This window comes from Acidihalobacter sp., from assembly GCF_037381185.1.
GTDB lineage: Bacteria > Pseudomonadota > Gammaproteobacteria > DSM-5130 > Acidihalobacteraceae > Acidihalobacter_A.
In genome coordinates, this window is the sequence record NZ_JARRQY010000008.1 from 12,781 (window position 1) to 27,295 (window position 14,515).

General features: G+C 63.4%; 17 protein-coding genes and 1 pseudogene. 9 read left to right on the forward strand and 9 right to left on the reverse strand.

Features of this window, described 5'->3' with window-relative positions; translation table 11 throughout:
- Positions 1–336: 336 nt before the first annotated feature.
- Positions 337–1,581 carry a M48 family metallopeptidase gene (locus P8014_RS03950; protein ID WP_337816005.1) on the reverse strand — a complete coding sequence of 415 codons (1,245 nt, stop codon included), beginning with the start codon at positions 1,579–1,581 and terminating at the stop codon, positions 337–339.
- A gap of 129 nt (positions 1,582–1,710) precedes the next feature.
- On the opposite strand from P8014_RS03950, the gene orn reads away from it, so the two are divergent.
- A complete protein-coding gene (gene orn / locus P8014_RS03955) occupies positions 1,711–2,259 on the forward strand; it encodes an oligoribonuclease (protein WP_337816006.1) in 549 nt (182 codons plus the stop codon).
- Here the strand turns inward: orn and P8014_RS03960 are convergent, their stop codons facing one another.
- Together P8014_RS03960 and P8014_RS03965 are read right to left on the reverse strand one after the other, a co-directional pair.
- On the reverse strand, positions 2,260–2,556 hold the full coding sequence (locus P8014_RS03960) for a YciI family protein (protein ID WP_337816007.1): 297 nt from the start codon (positions 2,554–2,556) through the stop codon (positions 2,260–2,262).
- Complete coding sequence (locus P8014_RS03965) at positions 2,556–3,185, reverse strand: septation protein A (protein ID WP_337816008.1); 630 nt, start codon at positions 3,183–3,185, stop codon at positions 2,556–2,558. Before P8014_RS03965 ends, P8014_RS03960 begins: the two co-directional genes overlap by 1 nt.
- Before the next feature lie 122 nt (positions 3,186–3,307).
- On the opposite strand from P8014_RS03965, the gene P8014_RS03970 reads away from it, so the two are divergent.
- The 6 genes from P8014_RS03970 to P8014_RS03995 all read left to right on the forward strand — a co-directional run bounded on the left by P8014_RS03970 (position 3,308) and on the right by P8014_RS03995 (position 8,026).
- A complete protein-coding gene (locus P8014_RS03970) occupies positions 3,308–3,931 on the forward strand; it encodes an L-threonylcarbamoyladenylate synthase (RefSeq protein WP_337816009.1) in 624 nt (207 codons plus the stop codon).
- A 48-nt stretch (positions 3,932–3,979) separates the two neighbouring features.
- Positions 3,980–4,645, forward strand: a complete 666-nt coding sequence (locus tag P8014_RS03975; RefSeq protein ID WP_337816010.1) for a site-2 protease family protein — start codon at positions 3,980–3,982, stop codon at positions 4,643–4,645.
- A gap of 274 nt (positions 4,646–4,919) precedes the next feature.
- Positions 4,920–6,137 carry a tryptophan--tRNA ligase gene (locus P8014_RS03980; protein ID WP_337816011.1) on the forward strand — a complete coding sequence of 406 codons (1,218 nt, stop codon included), beginning with the start codon at positions 4,920–4,922 and terminating at the stop codon, positions 6,135–6,137.
- 38 nt (positions 6,138–6,175) lie between these two features.
- Positions 6,176–6,943, forward strand: a complete 768-nt coding sequence (locus tag P8014_RS03985) for a ScpA family protein (RefSeq protein ID WP_337816012.1) — start codon at positions 6,176–6,178, stop codon at positions 6,941–6,943.
- Positions 6,944–6,954: 11 nt separating this feature from the next.
- Complete coding sequence (gene scpB / locus P8014_RS03990; RefSeq protein WP_337816013.1) at positions 6,955–7,590, forward strand: SMC-Scp complex subunit ScpB; 636 nt, start codon at positions 6,955–6,957, stop codon at positions 7,588–7,590.
- Entirely contained in the window at positions 7,583–8,026 is a 444-nt protein-coding gene (locus tag P8014_RS03995; protein WP_337816014.1) for a GtrA family protein, read from the forward strand. Before scpB ends, P8014_RS03995 begins: the two co-directional genes overlap by 8 nt.
- 213 nt (positions 8,027–8,239) lie before the next feature.
- Here P8014_RS03995 and P8014_RS04000 read toward each other — a convergent pair.
- Positions 8,240–8,578: pseudogene (locus P8014_RS04000) on the reverse strand (tRNA-binding protein).
- 15 nt (positions 8,579–8,593) lie between these two features.
- Positions 8,594–9,115, reverse strand: coding sequence for a molybdenum cofactor biosynthesis protein B (moaB, locus tag P8014_RS04005; protein ID WP_337816015.1), 522 nt, complete (start codon positions 9,113–9,115; stop codon positions 8,594–8,596).
- A 107-nt stretch (positions 9,116–9,222) separates the two neighbouring features.
- Between moaB and rluB the strand changes: the two genes are divergently transcribed.
- Entirely contained in the window at positions 9,223–10,050 is an 828-nt protein-coding gene (gene rluB / locus P8014_RS04010; RefSeq protein WP_337816016.1) for a 23S rRNA pseudouridine(2605) synthase RluB, read from the forward strand.
- A gap of 244 nt (positions 10,051–10,294) precedes the next feature.
- Positions 10,295–11,320 (forward strand): thioredoxin fold domain-containing protein, encoded by a 1,026-nt coding sequence (locus P8014_RS04015; protein ID WP_337816017.1) that lies wholly within the window; start codon positions 10,295–10,297, stop codon positions 11,318–11,320.
- 381 nt (positions 11,321–11,701) lie between these two features.
- Here P8014_RS04015 and P8014_RS04020 read toward each other — a convergent pair whose 3' ends face one another.
- The 4 genes from P8014_RS04020 to P8014_RS04035 form a co-directional block, all read right to left on the reverse strand.
- Complete coding sequence (locus P8014_RS04020) at positions 11,702–12,448, reverse strand: SDR family NAD(P)-dependent oxidoreductase (protein WP_337816018.1); 747 nt, start codon at positions 12,446–12,448, stop codon at positions 11,702–11,704.
- 76 nt (positions 12,449–12,524) lie between these two features.
- Positions 12,525–13,139: a LysE family transporter gene (locus tag P8014_RS04025; protein ID WP_337816019.1), complete on the reverse strand. Its 615-nt coding sequence runs from the start codon at positions 13,137–13,139 to the stop codon at positions 12,525–12,527.
- A 12-nt stretch (positions 13,140–13,151) separates the two neighbouring features.
- Entirely contained in the window at positions 13,152–13,553 is a 402-nt protein-coding gene (locus P8014_RS04030; RefSeq protein WP_337816020.1) for a DUF2000 domain-containing protein, read from the reverse strand.
- A gap of 97 nt (positions 13,554–13,650) precedes the next feature.
- A complete protein-coding gene (locus tag P8014_RS04035) occupies positions 13,651–14,487 on the reverse strand; it encodes an AraC family transcriptional regulator (RefSeq protein ID WP_337816021.1) in 837 nt (278 codons plus the stop codon).
- Positions 14,488–14,515 lie beyond the last annotated feature (28 nt).

Consider the following 14,515-nt stretch of genomic DNA (forward strand, 5'->3'; position numbering starts at 1 on the left):
CTGTTTTCTGATGCCATGAATTAGAGCAATGAACATGCCAGCGGCGGTTTTCAAAGTCCTGGTTGGGCTGCTCAACTCTTGAGTTAGACGGAGGCCCGTCAGGGCCTTTCGCTTGGACGAACCGAACCGTTGGTCAGATGTCTGCGCGAAGCCAATCGTAAAACATGGCCACGATGACGCAGGCAACAAGTCATACAACCCAATTGATCCCGTCTTGAACCAATACGACAGCAAAAGGGTTGCCGATAAGAATGTCCATTCTCACCGGCCAAATCGCCCAGTACATGCGGATGTGCGGTAACCTGTCCGGCGACTATTCATTTGTTCAGAGTGTCGCTAACGCCCCAACGCACTCAAATGCTGAATCCGAATCGATGCCGGCGGGTGCGAGTCGTAGAAGGCCGAGTGCACCGGATCGGGCGTGAGCGTGCTGGCGTTGTCGCGATACAGCTTGGTCAGCGCGTGGATCAGCGGCGTGGAGCCGGTCTGCTCGCTGGCGTAGGCGTCGGCCTGGAATTCCTGGCGGCGCGAGCGCCACGAGAACAGCGGGGTGAGCAGGTAGGTGAACTGCGGCAGCGCGATCATGAACAGCAGCAGGGCCATCCAGGTCGAGGGCTGCTGCACGCCGAGTCCGCTGTAGAACCAGCTCTGCTGCATCAGCCAGGCGAGCAGGGCGAGGCCGGCAAGGCTCAGGGCGGTCATCACGACCATGCCCTTGAGCACATGGCGGTGCCGGAAGTGGCCGAGTTCGTGGGCCAGTACGGCCTCGACTTCCTCGGGAGCCAGGGTTTCGAGCAAGGTGTCGAAGAACACGATGCGCTTGTTGCGGCCGAAGCCGGTGAAATAGGCGTTGCCGTGGCCGGAACGGCGTGAGCCGTCCATGACGAAGATGCCGCGCGAACGGAAGCCGGCGCGGTCCAGCAGTCGGGCGACGCGTTCGCGCAGTTCACCGTCGTCGAGTGGCGAGAATTTATTGAACAGTGGCGCAATGATGCGGGGGTAGGCCCAAGCGAGTCCGAGGCTGAAGACCGTCCATACCGCCCAGACCCATAGCCACCAGAGTTCGCCCATGCCCTGCATGAGCCACAACACGAGCAGCGCGAGCGGTATGCCGATGACCAACATCAGCAGGGTCTGCTTGAGCAGGTCGGCGGCGAATACCCCCGGGGTGGTGCGGTTGAAGCCGTGGCGGGTTTCGATGACGAAGGTTCGCCAGACGGAAAATGGCAGGTCGATCAGGCCCATGATCAGGAAGGCGCTGAGCAGCACGCCGGTGCCGGTCAGCAGTGGCGACAGCGATAGTGCGCGCCAAGCCTGATCCAGCGCGGCGAGGCCACCGCCCAGGGTCCAGACCAGGACCACGATCGCTTCGAATACGTATTCCAGGCGGCCGAAGCGGGCGCGGTCGACGGTGTAGTCGGCGGCGCGCTGATGCGAGTCCAGCGGAATGTTGTCGACGAAGGCAGGCGGTACGGCGTCGCGGTGTGTGCGTACGTGGTCGATCTGGCGCGCGCCTAGCCACAGGCGCAATCCCAGGCCGAGTAGAACCGCGAGGATGAACAGGATCGTAAAAGCGTGCATGGTCGGGCGTCAGTGCTTGGAGAACGGTTTGACAGTGTAACGCCCTCGTATCAGATGGAGTACCGGGCGACGCATGCACTACAATCGGTCCGCAATACGTCGACCGCGCAACTCATAATGGAGCTTCCAATGCCGACCAGTCCTGACAATTTGATCTGGATCGATCTCGAGATGACGGGACTGGATCCGAGCAACGACGTGATCATCGAGATCGCGACCATCGTCACGGACAAGGAACTGAACGTGTTGGCGGAAGGGCCGGTGCGGGCGATTCATCAGCCCGAGCCGGCGCTGGCGGCAATGGACGACTGGAACCAGCGCCAGCACGGCGGCTCCGGGCTGCTGGAACGGGTGCGCGGCAGCGATTGCGATACGGCGTGCGCCGAGGCGGAGACGCTGGCCTTCCTGCGCGAATGGGTGCCTGCGCGCACCTCGCCGATGTGCGGCAACAGCATCTGCCAGGACCGTCGTTTCATGGCGCGGCTGATGCCGGAGCTGGAAGCGTTCTTCCACTACCGCAACCTGGACGTGAGCACGCTGAAGGAGCTGGCCAAGCGCTGGTATCCGAAGGTCGCCAGTGGTCACCGCAAGGACTCGCGCCACCTGGCGCTGGACGACATCAAGGATTCGATCGAGGAACTGCGCTACTACCGCGAACAGTTGTTCAAACCGGTTTGATCAGAAAACCTGTTTGAACGGTCGCACGTCGACTTTGGTGTAAACCCCGGCCACCTGATAGGGATCGGCATCGGCCCAGGCGCGGGCAGCCTCGATCGATTCGAATTCGGCCACCACCAGGCTGCCGGTGAAGCCGGCCTCGCCGGGGTCGGGGCTGTCGATGGCGGGCAGCGGACCGGCCAGCACCAGGCAGCCGGCATCGCGCAGCGCCTGCAGGCGGGCCAGATGATCGGGGCGGGCTTGCAGGCGATCCTGCAGGCTGTCGGGGCGGTCGTGGGCGACAATGGCGTACAGCATCACTGTTGTTTCTCTTCGCTGGGTGTTTCCTGCATGAAACGGGCGAGGTAGAAGGCCTGGCCGATGATGAAGACGATGCTCAGGCCGAGCAGACCGAACAGCTTGAAGTCGACCCAGACTTCCTGGCTGAACTGGTAGGCGACCCAGATGTTGAGCGCGCCGGAGATGAAGAAGAAGCCGATCCAGCCGATGTTGAGACGCCGCCAGATGACCGGCGGCACGGTGATGGCGTGCGACATCAGGCGCTCGACCAGCGGCTTGCGGCCGATGAAGTGGCTGCCCAGGAAGGCGGCGGCAAACAGCCAGTTGATGGCCGTCGGCTTCCATTTGATGAAGTTGGGATTGTGGAAGAACAGGGTGGCGCCGCCGAACAGCGTGATGAGCACCAGCGAGACCAGATGCATGGTCTCGAAACGGCGGTGGCGCAGCCAGTACATTCCGACCTGGGCGAACGAGGCGACGATGGCCACGGCGGTGGCTAAAAATATGGCGTCCTGGTGGTCGCCGGGCGTCAGCGTGAGCGGCAGCAGGGGATTGATGCCGTGGATGACGTCTGCCGGGATTGCGCCGTAGAACTTGTAGACGAGGAAGAACAGCAGGACGGGGAAAAAATCGTAAAGCAGTTTCATAGCGCGGAACCGTGGCCCGATACTTGTATCGAAAGAGAGGATACCAGATGCGCTATCCGAAAGAGCGTGGCAAGCCACATGGCGTTATGATGGAATACTTTGCATCCTCGCGACCGTTAGACATGAGTCAGTACTTCGAGATCCATCCCGTCAATCCGCAGGCCCGTCTGGTGCGCCAGGCGGTGGATATTCTGCAGGCGGGGGGAGTGGTGGTCTACCCAACCGATTCCTGCTACGCCATTGGCTGCACCATCGGCAACAAGGCGGCGCAGGAGCGCATCCGACAGATCCGCCATCTGGACGACATGCACCATTTCTCCCTGGTGTGCCGCGATCTCTCCGAAATCGCGACCTATGCCAAGGTCGACGATGCTTCCTATCGCCTGATGAAAGGGCTGACACCGGGCGCCTATACCTTCCTGCTGCCGGCCACGCGCGAGGTTCCGCGGCGGCTGCAGAACCCCAAGCGCAAGTCCATCGGGCTGCGCGTGCCGGACAACCGCATCGCCCAGGCGCTGCTGGAGGAACTGGGCGAGCCGCTGATGAGCAGTACGCTGCTGTTGCCGGGCGAGGATCTTCCGCATACCGACGCGCTGGATATCCGCGAGCGTCTGGAGCATCGGGTCGATCTGATCATCGACGGCGGCAACTGCGGTGTGGAGCCGACCACCATCGTCGATCTGTACGGCAAGGCGCCGGAAATCCTGCGCCACGGTAAGGGCTCGACCGATTGGCTGGAAGACTGAGCGGGCTCCTCGGTCCGACAGGCAACGTTCACGTATAATCTTCGCGCTATGAACCTCAATCAGATCGTCCAAACGATCAGCATCTGGATTCTGCCCGTGCTGTTCGCCGTCACCCTCCACGAGGCGGCCCACGGCTATGCGGCCAAGCGCTTGGGCGATACGACCGCGCAGATGCTGGGTAGGCTGAGTATCAATCCCCTGCGCCATATCGATCCGATCGGCACTGTGCTGGTGCCTGCGACGCTTTTGTTATTGCATACCGGTTTTCTGTTCGGCTGGGCGAAGCCGGTGCCGGTCAACTTCAATAATCTGCGCCATCCGCGGCGCGATATGGCACTGGTGGCCGCGGCCGGACCGGGAGCCAATCTGCTGATGGCTCTGGCCTGGGCGATTGTCATGAAGCTGGGGCTGTGGTTGGCAGCTGGCGGCAGCAGCTTCGCAGTGCCTCTGGCCATGATGGGGCAGGCCGGTATTGCGATCAATCTGATTCTGATGATTCTCAACCTGCTGCCGATTCCTCCGCTGGACGGAGGCCGCGTCTTGTCGGGGCTGGTGCCGCCAACGTGGGCCGACCGCCTCGATCGTGTCGAACCCTATGGCTTGATCATCCTGGTCGTGCTGCTCGTGAGCGGCGCGCTCGGTTGGATTCTCGGTCCGATCTATGGCTGGTTCAGCGCCCTGATTCACAGTGTGTTCGGCCTGCAGGGGTTCTAGAGCCTGTTCACACTATTGAGCGGTGCGCTGTTGCGTCCGGCCGGCCGCCAGTCAAGGCGCGAGGAGAGAGGTTTGGTCATTTCAAATGAACGACGAGCAACGCCGAGTGGCGGCCAATCGGGCGCAACCCATAGGGCCGGGCCGCTTTTCGCGTCCCGCGACGTTGCCGCTAGTCATGTGGCGGGCTACATCACGCTCGCAGCGCTTTGCGCGCCATGAAAAGTGGCTCCGGCAGCGCATCGCGCAATAGTGTGAACAGACCCTGGGAGAGCATGTGAGTTCGGTTACACCCGCCAATAACCGCGTTCTGTCGGGGATGCGCCCGACGGGTCGCTTGCATCTGGGACACTATCACGGCGTACTCAAGAACTGGGTGGAACTGCAGCACACTCACGAGTGCCTGTTCTTCGTCGCCGACCTGCATGCGCTGACCACGCATTACGAGGATCCGCGCGGCATTCCAGAGAATGCCTATGAAATGGTCATCGACTGGCTGGCGGCCGGCCTCAATCCCGGTTCGGCGACGCTGTTCGTGCAGTCCTGGGTGCCGGAGCATGCCGAGCTGCATCTGCTGCTGTCGATGATCTCCCCGCTGGGATGGCTGGAGCGGGTGCCGAGCTTCAAGGATCAGCAGGAACAGCTCAAGGACCGGGATCTGGCGACCTACGGCTTTCTCGGCTATCCGCTGCTGATGAGCGCCGACATCCTGATCTACCGCGCCGGGCAGGTGCCGGTCGGCGAGGATCAGGTGCCGCATCTCGAGGTCACGCGCGAGTTGGCCCGCCGCTTCAACCACCTCTACGGCGGCGAGCCGGACTTCGCGGAGCGAGCCGAGCGGGCGATCGGCAAGATGGGCAAGAAGAACGCCAAGCTCTACCGCGAGCAGCGCCGCCGCTACCAGGAGCAGGGCGAGGTCGAAGCGCTGGACGTGGCGCATGCACTGCTGGAGTCGCAGCAGAACATTTCGCTGGGCGACCGCGAGCGTCTGTTCGGCTATCTAGAAGGCGGCAGCCGCATCATTCTGCCCGAGCCGCAGCCGCTGCTGACCGAGGCGGCGAAGATGCCAGGCCTGGACGGGCGCAAGATGTCCAAGTCCTATGGCAACGCCATTGCGCTGCGCGAGAAGCCGGCCGACGTTGAACAGAGGATTCGCACCATGCCGACCGATCCGGCGCGGATTCGCCGCACCGACCCGGGCGACCCGAAGAAGTGCCCGGTGTGGCCGCTGCACGAGATCTATTCTTCCGGCGAGGTCCGCGACTGGGTGCAGGAGGGCTGCCGCAGCGCGGGCATAGGCTGCGTCGACTGCAAGCAGCCGGTGATCGAGGGCGTGCTCGCCGAGCTGCGTCCCTTCCAGGAGCGCGCGGCGGAATACGAGGCCGATCCGAGCCTGGTGCGCAGCGTGCTCAACGAAGGCACCCAGGCCGCTCGCGACCTGGCCGACGAGACGATGGACGAGGTTCGGCGCGCCATGGGGTTGGTCTACCGTTGACGGAGCGAGAGGCCAGCGGAGGTCACGCGCAGAGCGAGATGCCTTTTGCGCTGGTGCAGGGCGAACCCCTGACCAATCCGCCGCAGGACCTCTATATTCCGCCGGATGCGCTGGAAGTCTTTCTGGAGGCCTTCGAGGGTCCGCTGGACCTGCTGCTCTACCTCATCAAGCGGCAGAATCTGAACGTCCTCGACATCCCCATCGCGGAGGTGACGCGGCAGTACATGGAGTACATCGCGTTGATGCACGAGCTGCGTCTGGAGCTGGCGGCCGAGTATCTGGTGATGGCGGCCATGCTGGCCGAGATCAAATCGCGCATGCTGCTGCCGCGGCCGCCGTCGGAAGACGGCGAAGACGATGACCCGCGCGCCGAACTCATCCGGCGCCTGCAGGAATACGAGCGCATTCGTCAGGCCGCGGAGGATATCGACGAGCTGCCGCGCTTGGAGCGCGACATCGCGCTGGCCTCGGCGCAGGCACCGAACCGCGAGGCGGTGCGGCCGGAGCCGGACGTCGATCTTCGCGAACTGCTGCTGGCCATGCGTGAGGTGATGGAGAGAGCGCAGATGTTTACCCACCATCATATTCAGCGCGAACCGCTGTCGGTGCGCGAGCGCATGTCACGCGTACTGGAGGCGCTGGATGACGAATTCCGCGACTTCACCAGTTTCTTCGACGCCGAAGAGGGGCGACGCGGCGTGGTAGTGACCCTGCTCGCCATGCTGGAGCTGCTCAAGAGCCAGCTCATCGAACTGATGCAGAACGAACCCTTCGCGCCGATCTACGTGCGGCGTGCGGCAGGCTGAGGCCGAAACTCATGGACAACGCCAAACTCAAGCGCATCATCGAGGCGGCTCTGCTGGCCGCCGGCCAGCCGTTGTCGCTGGATCGCATGGAACAGCTGTTCGAGGGTGAGGACGACACTCCCGACCGGCGTGGCCTGCGTGCCGCCCTGGGCGAGCTGGCCGAGGAATGCGCAGAACGCGGCTACGAGCTGAGGGAGGTCGCCAGCGGCTATCGCTATCAGGTGCGCCAGGAGCTGTCGCACTGGATCGGTCGGCTGTGGGAGGAGCGTCCGCCGCGCTATTCACGCGCTGCGCTGGAGACTCTGGCGCTGATCGCCTATCGCCAGCCGGTGACGCGCAGCGAGATCGAGGAAGTGCGCGGCGTAACCGTCAGCAGTCACATCATGAAGAGCCTACTGGAGCGTGATTGGATTCGCGTGGTCGGGCATCGCGAAGTGCCGGGTCGACCCGCGCTGTACGCGACCACGCGTGTGTTTCTCGACTATTTCAATCTCAAGTCGCTGGACGAGCTACCGCCGCTGGCCGAACTCAAGGATCTGGACAAGCTGCATCCGGAACTCGATCTGAACGACCCGGAACGCATCGCCGAGGACGGCGAGACGCAAACGCTTCCCCCTGAGCGGGAACAGGTCTCGCCCGATGCCTGAAGGGCGCCGTATCCACGTCGCGCTGCGTTATGCGTTTTTCGCCGCCATCGCCACGCTGGCCAACCTGCTCGTGCAGAGCGTCAGTCTGCATGCCTATACCGGGCCGTTCGCACTGTACGCGGCAATGGGCGTCGGTACACTTGCCGGCCTTTACGTAAAATACCGCCTTGACAAGCTGTACATATTCGCCTACCACACCGCGGACCTGGCTCACGATGTGCGCACCTTTGCGCTCTACGTCGTGATGGGCGGCATCACGACCATCGTCTTCTGGGGTTCGGAGCTGGGCTTCGAGTTCGCGCTGGGCGGCCCGTTCTGGCGCAATTTCGGCGCCGTGCTCGGCTTGGCGATCGGCTACTGGGTCAAGTACCGCCTGGACAAGCGTTTCGTGTTCACGTCGCAGCGCGTTCCCAGGGCCGGCCGTTCGGCGGTTTGATGATCATCTAGCAGACTATCGAACTTCTATTCATGCGGCGCGATAGCGCGTCAGAATCGAACTCTTGTGGCCATCTGCACCCTGTAAACTGCGCTTTTTGGTAGGCACGTCTTTGTGGCCCGCTGCGTGGCTGATGCGAAAATTCTTTTCAGAAGGACTTGTCGAACGATTTTTCCTTCTCTCGCACTCGCCTGAGTGACAACAGCAGCCTTGCTAGCCCAGCTTGGCGCCGTTTGGCACCTCCTGGTCGGGTATGCACAGCACCACCGCGCCGTCCTCGCGGTAGAAACCCGTCACCAGGCATTCCGACATGAACGGCCCGATCTGCTTCGGCGGGAAGTTGATCACGGCGACCACCTGTTTGCCGAGCAAGGCGTCGGCATCGTAGAGATCGGTGACCTGGGCGCTGGACTTGCGCACGCCGATCTCCTAGCCGAAGTCGACGCGCAGCCGCCAGGCGGGGCGACGGGCCTTGGGGAAATCTTCCACTTCGATGATGGTGTCGACGCGCAGCTCGACGCGGGCGAAATCGTTCCAGGCGATGGTGTCCATGCGACGGTCCGCGCCTCAGCGTTCGAGCAGGCGGGGCATGAGCATCACCAGGTTGCAGGGCTTGGTGCGATAGTCGAGCTGCGCCTCGATCAGCTTGTCCCAGCCGGTGCGGCAGGCGCCGGAGGAGCCGGGCAGACAGAAGATGTAGGTGGCGTTTGCGACGCCGGCAAGCGCGCGCGACTGCAGGCTGGATGTTTTGATTTCTTCGTAAGAAATACTACGAAAAAGCTCTCCGAACCCACTGATTTCCTTGTCCAATAGAACCTCAACGGCTTCCGGTGTGCCGTCGCGCCCGGTGACGCCGGTGCCGCCGGTGGTGAGTACGGCGTGAACGTCGGGCTCGGCGATCCAGCGCGAGATCACGGCGCGGATGCGGTAGATGTCGTCCGGCACGATGGACTTCTCGGCCAGGCGGTGGCCGGCGCTTTGCAGGCGTTCCACGAGCAGTTTGCCGGAGGTGTCGTCGGCTTCCGTACGGCTGTCCGAAATGGTCAGCACGGCAATGTTCAGGGGAATGAAGCTGGCGTCTTCGGCCATGTCGTGTCTCCGCTGTCGGTTCGCGTTTCCGGCGCCGGCTGCGCCTAAGAGCAAAAAGGGGAATTTTGCGCGTTTGTACTTGTCCCCGGCAAGGTACAATGCGCGCCATGACCGATATCTCTCCCCCGGAACGCCTTCAGAAACTCCTGGCGCGCGCCGGCCTCGGCTCGCGGCGCGAGATCGAGACCTGGATCGCCGCCGGTGAGATCACCGTCAACGGACAACCGGCGACGCTGGGTACCCGCGCCAGTCTGAACGACCGCATCAAGCGCAAGGGGCGGCTGCTGCAGCTCAACCGTGCGCACCCGCAGGCACCGCGCGTGTTGATCTACCACAAGCCGGAAGGCGAGGTCAGCACGCGGCGCGACCCCGAGGGGCGCCCGAGCGTGTTCCGTGCGCTGCCCAAGGGGCGCTGGATCGGCGTGGGCAGGCTCGACGTGAACACCCTTGGCCTGCTGCTGTTCACCAACGACGGCGAACTCGCCCATCGCCTGATGCATCCCTCCAGCCAGTTGGAGCGCGAGTACGCGGTGCGCGTGCGCGGCGAGCTGAGCGAGGAACAGCGCGCCGGCCTGCTCAAGGGTGTGATGCTCGACGACGGCGAGGCGCGCTTTGCGCGGGTCGATGCGGTCGCCGGCGGTGAGGGCTCGAATCACTGGTATCACGTCGTGTTGCGCGAGGGACGCAAGCGCGAGGTACGGCGTCTGTGGGAAGCGGTCGGGCTGACCGTGAGCCGCCTGATTCGGGTGCGCTATGGCAACGTCAAGCTGCCGCGCGGACTGCGGGCAGGGCGTTGGCAGGAACTGGGCGAGGCGCAGTTGCGTGGCCTGTACGAATCTGCGGGGCTGGATTTCTCGACTCTGGAAACCGAACGCCCGGCCAGGCCCCGGCGCCCGGCCTCGGGCGGGAAACAGACCCCGCGCCGCCGGAGTTGAGTCGGCCCGGGACCGGTTGTTCGCCACAGGCGACAATTATTGATTCGACAACTATTTAGCTGCCGAATCAATAGTGACACGCCAACACGGTTTTTCGACGATTTGACGGCGGGTTCTATACTCCCGGTGCGGGCCATGCGGGCCATGCGGGCCATGCGGGCCATGCGGGCCATGCGGGGGATGCGCCATGGAAATTCGGGGGCGAAACGGGTTGCCGGCTGACTGTCGCCGGTACTTGAAGCGGATGCTGCTGTTCGCACTGTTGGCGCTCTGCGGGGCGGCGCAGGCGCAGCAGCCCGCACAACGGACTCCGGCACCGGGGCTGGTCAACCCGGGTGCGCACGAGCAGCCGGACTGGTTCAAGCAATCCTTTCTCGACCTGCGCGAAGACGTTGCCGAGGCGAGGGCGGCGCACAAGCGGCTGATGGTGTACTTCTATCAGGACGGCTGCCCGTATTGCGCGCGCCTTCTGCGCGACAACTTCGGTCAGCGGCGTATCGCCGATGCCACGCGGCGTTATTTCGACGTGATCGCCCTCAACATGTGGGGGGATCGCGAAGTCACCGACCTGCAGGGCAGGACGCTCACCGAGAAGGCCTTCGCCAAGGCGCGGAAGGTGATGTTCACCCCGACCCTGCTGTTGTTCGATCAGACTGGGAAGCTTGTGCTGAGGATCGACGGCTACTTTCCGCCGCACCGGTTCCTGGCGGCGGTCGAGTATGTCGGGCAGGGGCGCGATGCCGACGAGAGCTTTCGTGCCTATCTGGCGCGTAGGGCGCCTGTTCCGGCCAGCGGTCGCCTGCATTATGCGCGCGGCTATCTGCAGAAGCCTTACGATCTTAAGGCCGCGCTGCAGCATGACCCCAGGCCGTTGCTGGTGCTGTTCGAGCAGCACCAGTGCCGGGCTTGCGACGAGCTGCACGACGATATCTTCCAACGCCCCGTTACCCGGAAGCTGCTGGCACATTTCCAGATAGTGCTGCTGGATCAGTGGGCGGACACGCCGCTGGTGACGCCGCAGGGCAGGCGCACCACGGCCCGCGCCTGGGCCGGCGCACTCGGCGTCGACTACGCGCCCAGCATGGTGTTCTTCGATCGGTCCGGGCAGCAGGTGTTCGCCACCGGCGGATATCTGCGTGCTTTTCACGTGCAGTCGGTGCTGGACTACGTGGCTTCCGGGGCCTATCGCGTACAGCCCGAATTCCAGCGCTATATCGAGACCCGTGTCGATGAACTGCGGGCTCGCGGCCAAAAGATAAATCTATGGTGATAAGAAGGGAACTTATGGTCTATAATGCGGTCCCAACGTATGAATGGGGCGCAAGCCCGCAACGAAATTTGGCGTACGGGACGTGCGCGTTCGCCGCGAGGGACTACCGGAATGGCCTCGAGCGGTGGAACCGATAATCATTCGAAAGGAAGTATCTCGCCGGGCCGCAGGGAAGCGGTCGGGCAGATGCGGTGCAGGGATGCATCGCGGCCGCTGCTGCGACAGGATGTCGCCGACCGGCCGTCAGCCGCAGGAACCGCGGCGCACGCTATGCCGCAAGAGGCCGTTCCGGCCTTTTGCGGTATTCTTCCGGACACACCGCGTCCTTAGCTGATTCCACTCTGTAGCCGGGCTTCCTGGCGGCGACTTTCGGATTATCTCCTACAAGCGCAGATTGAGTCCGCTCAGACGCCCGGCGTCAGGCCCGAGCAGATAGAGATACGGGCCGATCACCGTTTCCGGTATGGTCTGTGCTCCGTCCGATCGTGCGAGCGAGTACTCCTGGGTGGTGACTGCATTGCTGTCGACGCCGTTAACGCGTATCGGATGCTCGCAGCCTGCGTCATGTTCCGAGGCCAGGATGCTGAGCATCGCCTCCTGCCCGGCCTTGGCGACGCCGTAGGCGCCGTCCCCCGCATCGCGTATGTCGTGAGTCGAGAACACGATGGCCGGGTCGGCTGCCCGCTCGAGCAGCGGCAGACAGGCGCGGGTCATCAGGAAAGGCGCGTTCAGGTTGACCATCAGCACGCGCGGCCATAGCTCGATGTCGTAGTCCTTGATCGGATCGCGGGCGCCGATCCAGCCCACGTTGTTCACCAGGCCGTCGAGACGACCGAATTCACGGCCAAGATTCTCGGCCAGGTCGGCATGGTCCTTGGCGGTCGCACCTTCCAGGTTCATCGGGTAGATCGCCGGCTGTGCTCCGCCCGCGGCCTCGATCTCGTCGTAGACCGCCTCCAACGGTTTGACGGCCTTGTCGAGCAGGACCACGGTTGCGCCATGCGCGGCGCAGGCCAGCGAAAGCGCGCGCCCGATGCCTTCACCCGCACCCGTGATGAGGATGACCCGCTCGGCGAGCAGATTGGAGGATGGCTCGTAGTGTTTGATGGCGTCGAGGTCGAGGGACATGTCGAACTACCAGGCGAAGGATTTGCAGGTCTAAGTCTAACCGAGGTTGCTGCGAAGTGATTGTGCGGCGTTAGCCTTATGAGCGAATTCCGAAATCGACCGCAAGATAGACGATCGATACGACGATCAGCAACGCCATCAGTTTATTGAACAGTCCGATGCTGCCGGTCAATCTGGAGGCGAAGCGTCCCAGACATGCCCATATGGCAACGGAGAAAAAGCATACGACGAAGTATGTCGCGCAGAACAGCGCGAGCACCGAGGCATAGTTCGAATGCGGAGCGACGAAAAGCGATATGGCGGAGAGTGAAACGATCCAGGCCTTGGGGTTGAGCCATTGGCCGACCGCGCCGGCCAAAATGCCGGGTGCTTGCGACAGGCGTTCGCTGCTCAGGTCTGCTGGCGCCAGCGCGATACGACCGGCAAGGTAGAGCATGTACGCGCCGCCCAGCATCGTCATACTCCGCGTCAGCAGAGGGTAGTCTGCGACTGCTCCTCCGAAGCCGATGCCGGTCAGCAGCAGCAATGCCGTGAATCCCGCCGCGGCGCCTAGCGCATATCCCACGCCCACGGCAATGCCGTAACGGGCGCCGGCCATAGCAGCAATCGCATTTACCGGTCCGGGCGACGCGGAGGTGGCCAGGGCAAAGCCTAGCAGCGGCAGGAAGGTGCCGATCAGTGTATGCGTCATCGACATCGACTGTTACAGAAGCCGGAAGCCACCCGACAGCCTGTTGATCGTCCTGCGTTCTCCGAACAGCAGCACGGCGTGCACAGGCAGGTTTTCGATACGCGCGTTCGCGAGTGCCGCGGAATAGGCCGCATAGGTTTTACTTTTCAGGGCCGCGGCCGTATAGACCGCGCTCCAGTGTAGGCCGGGTTCGCGATGTGTGCCGAGGCGACGCAGTTCGGTCTCATCGGTGCGTAGGACCGGCAGCGGCAGGGTGACGATGCCCGGCAGCAGTTGGCCGTCGGCATCGCGAGTGTCGGCGCCGACCAGTTCGGGCCTGGCTCTGCCCAGGCTGAGCGCCAGCACGGCAGCCATGTTGGCCTGCAGTCCGGTGGGCAGACCATGGTCCACGACGATTACGGTTTTGAGTTCCACAGGTGTTCCTCGCTGTCCCGGATAGGTTCGGGGAGTACGCTAAGCGAGGAATGGAGGCCGCGTATTGTAAGAAATTAAGGACGTGTCCGGCCGTGGCTCAGGCCCGGTGAACGAGGAAAGCGCCGGGCGTGGCTCCGGTGATGCGGCGGAAACTGCGCAAAAAATGCGCTTGGTCGTGAAAGCCGAGGCGATAGGCGACATCGACGGCTGTTTCGCCGGCCAGAAGCAGGGCTTTCGCACGCTCGATACGCCGATACTGCCAGTAGGCGTAGGGTGGTATACCGACTTGCCGGGCGAAGGTCTGCAGCAGGTAGTTCGGGTGCAATTGCACGCGTTCGGCCAGACTGCATAGGGAGGTGTCTGCCGAGTTCCCGTCTCGAGGCGTCTCGGCGAGCGCGTCGAGATACTCGCGCACGGTGCGTACGGCCGCACTTTCCTGCCCCGGCGGACGATGCGTCAGGCCAGCATGGCGCGTGAGAGTGTGGCGCAGGAGTTCGCTCAGCGCCGTTTCGACCCGCAGTTTCCAGCCGGCGTCGTGCGGCGCGTCGAGGCAGGTGCGAATTTCCGTCAGGCGGTGAGCGATGCCGCCGCCGCGATCGTCGGCGGTGAGTTCGCGGAAGCCGCGCGGGTGTGCTTCGTCCAGCAGAGTCGCCACGCTCTCTTCCGTGGCGTACAGCATGCGGTAGCGCAACCGTGGGCTGAGTGCGTAGCCGGTGTGCATCTCGCCGGGGTTCATGAGCGACAGTGTTCTGCGAGGCAGGGAGTGACGGCTGCCGCGGCACAGATAGCCGCCGATGCCGGCTGCGATGGCCCCAATGGCGAAGGCGTCGTGGCAGTGGCGGCCGAAGGGCTGTCCACCGAAGTCGGCCTCGAAAAATTCGATGCCGGGCAGCCAGTCCAAGGCATGCAGACGATTGGTCGAGGCGCTGCTCATCGGTGGCATCAAAAGTCGTTTGCGGACA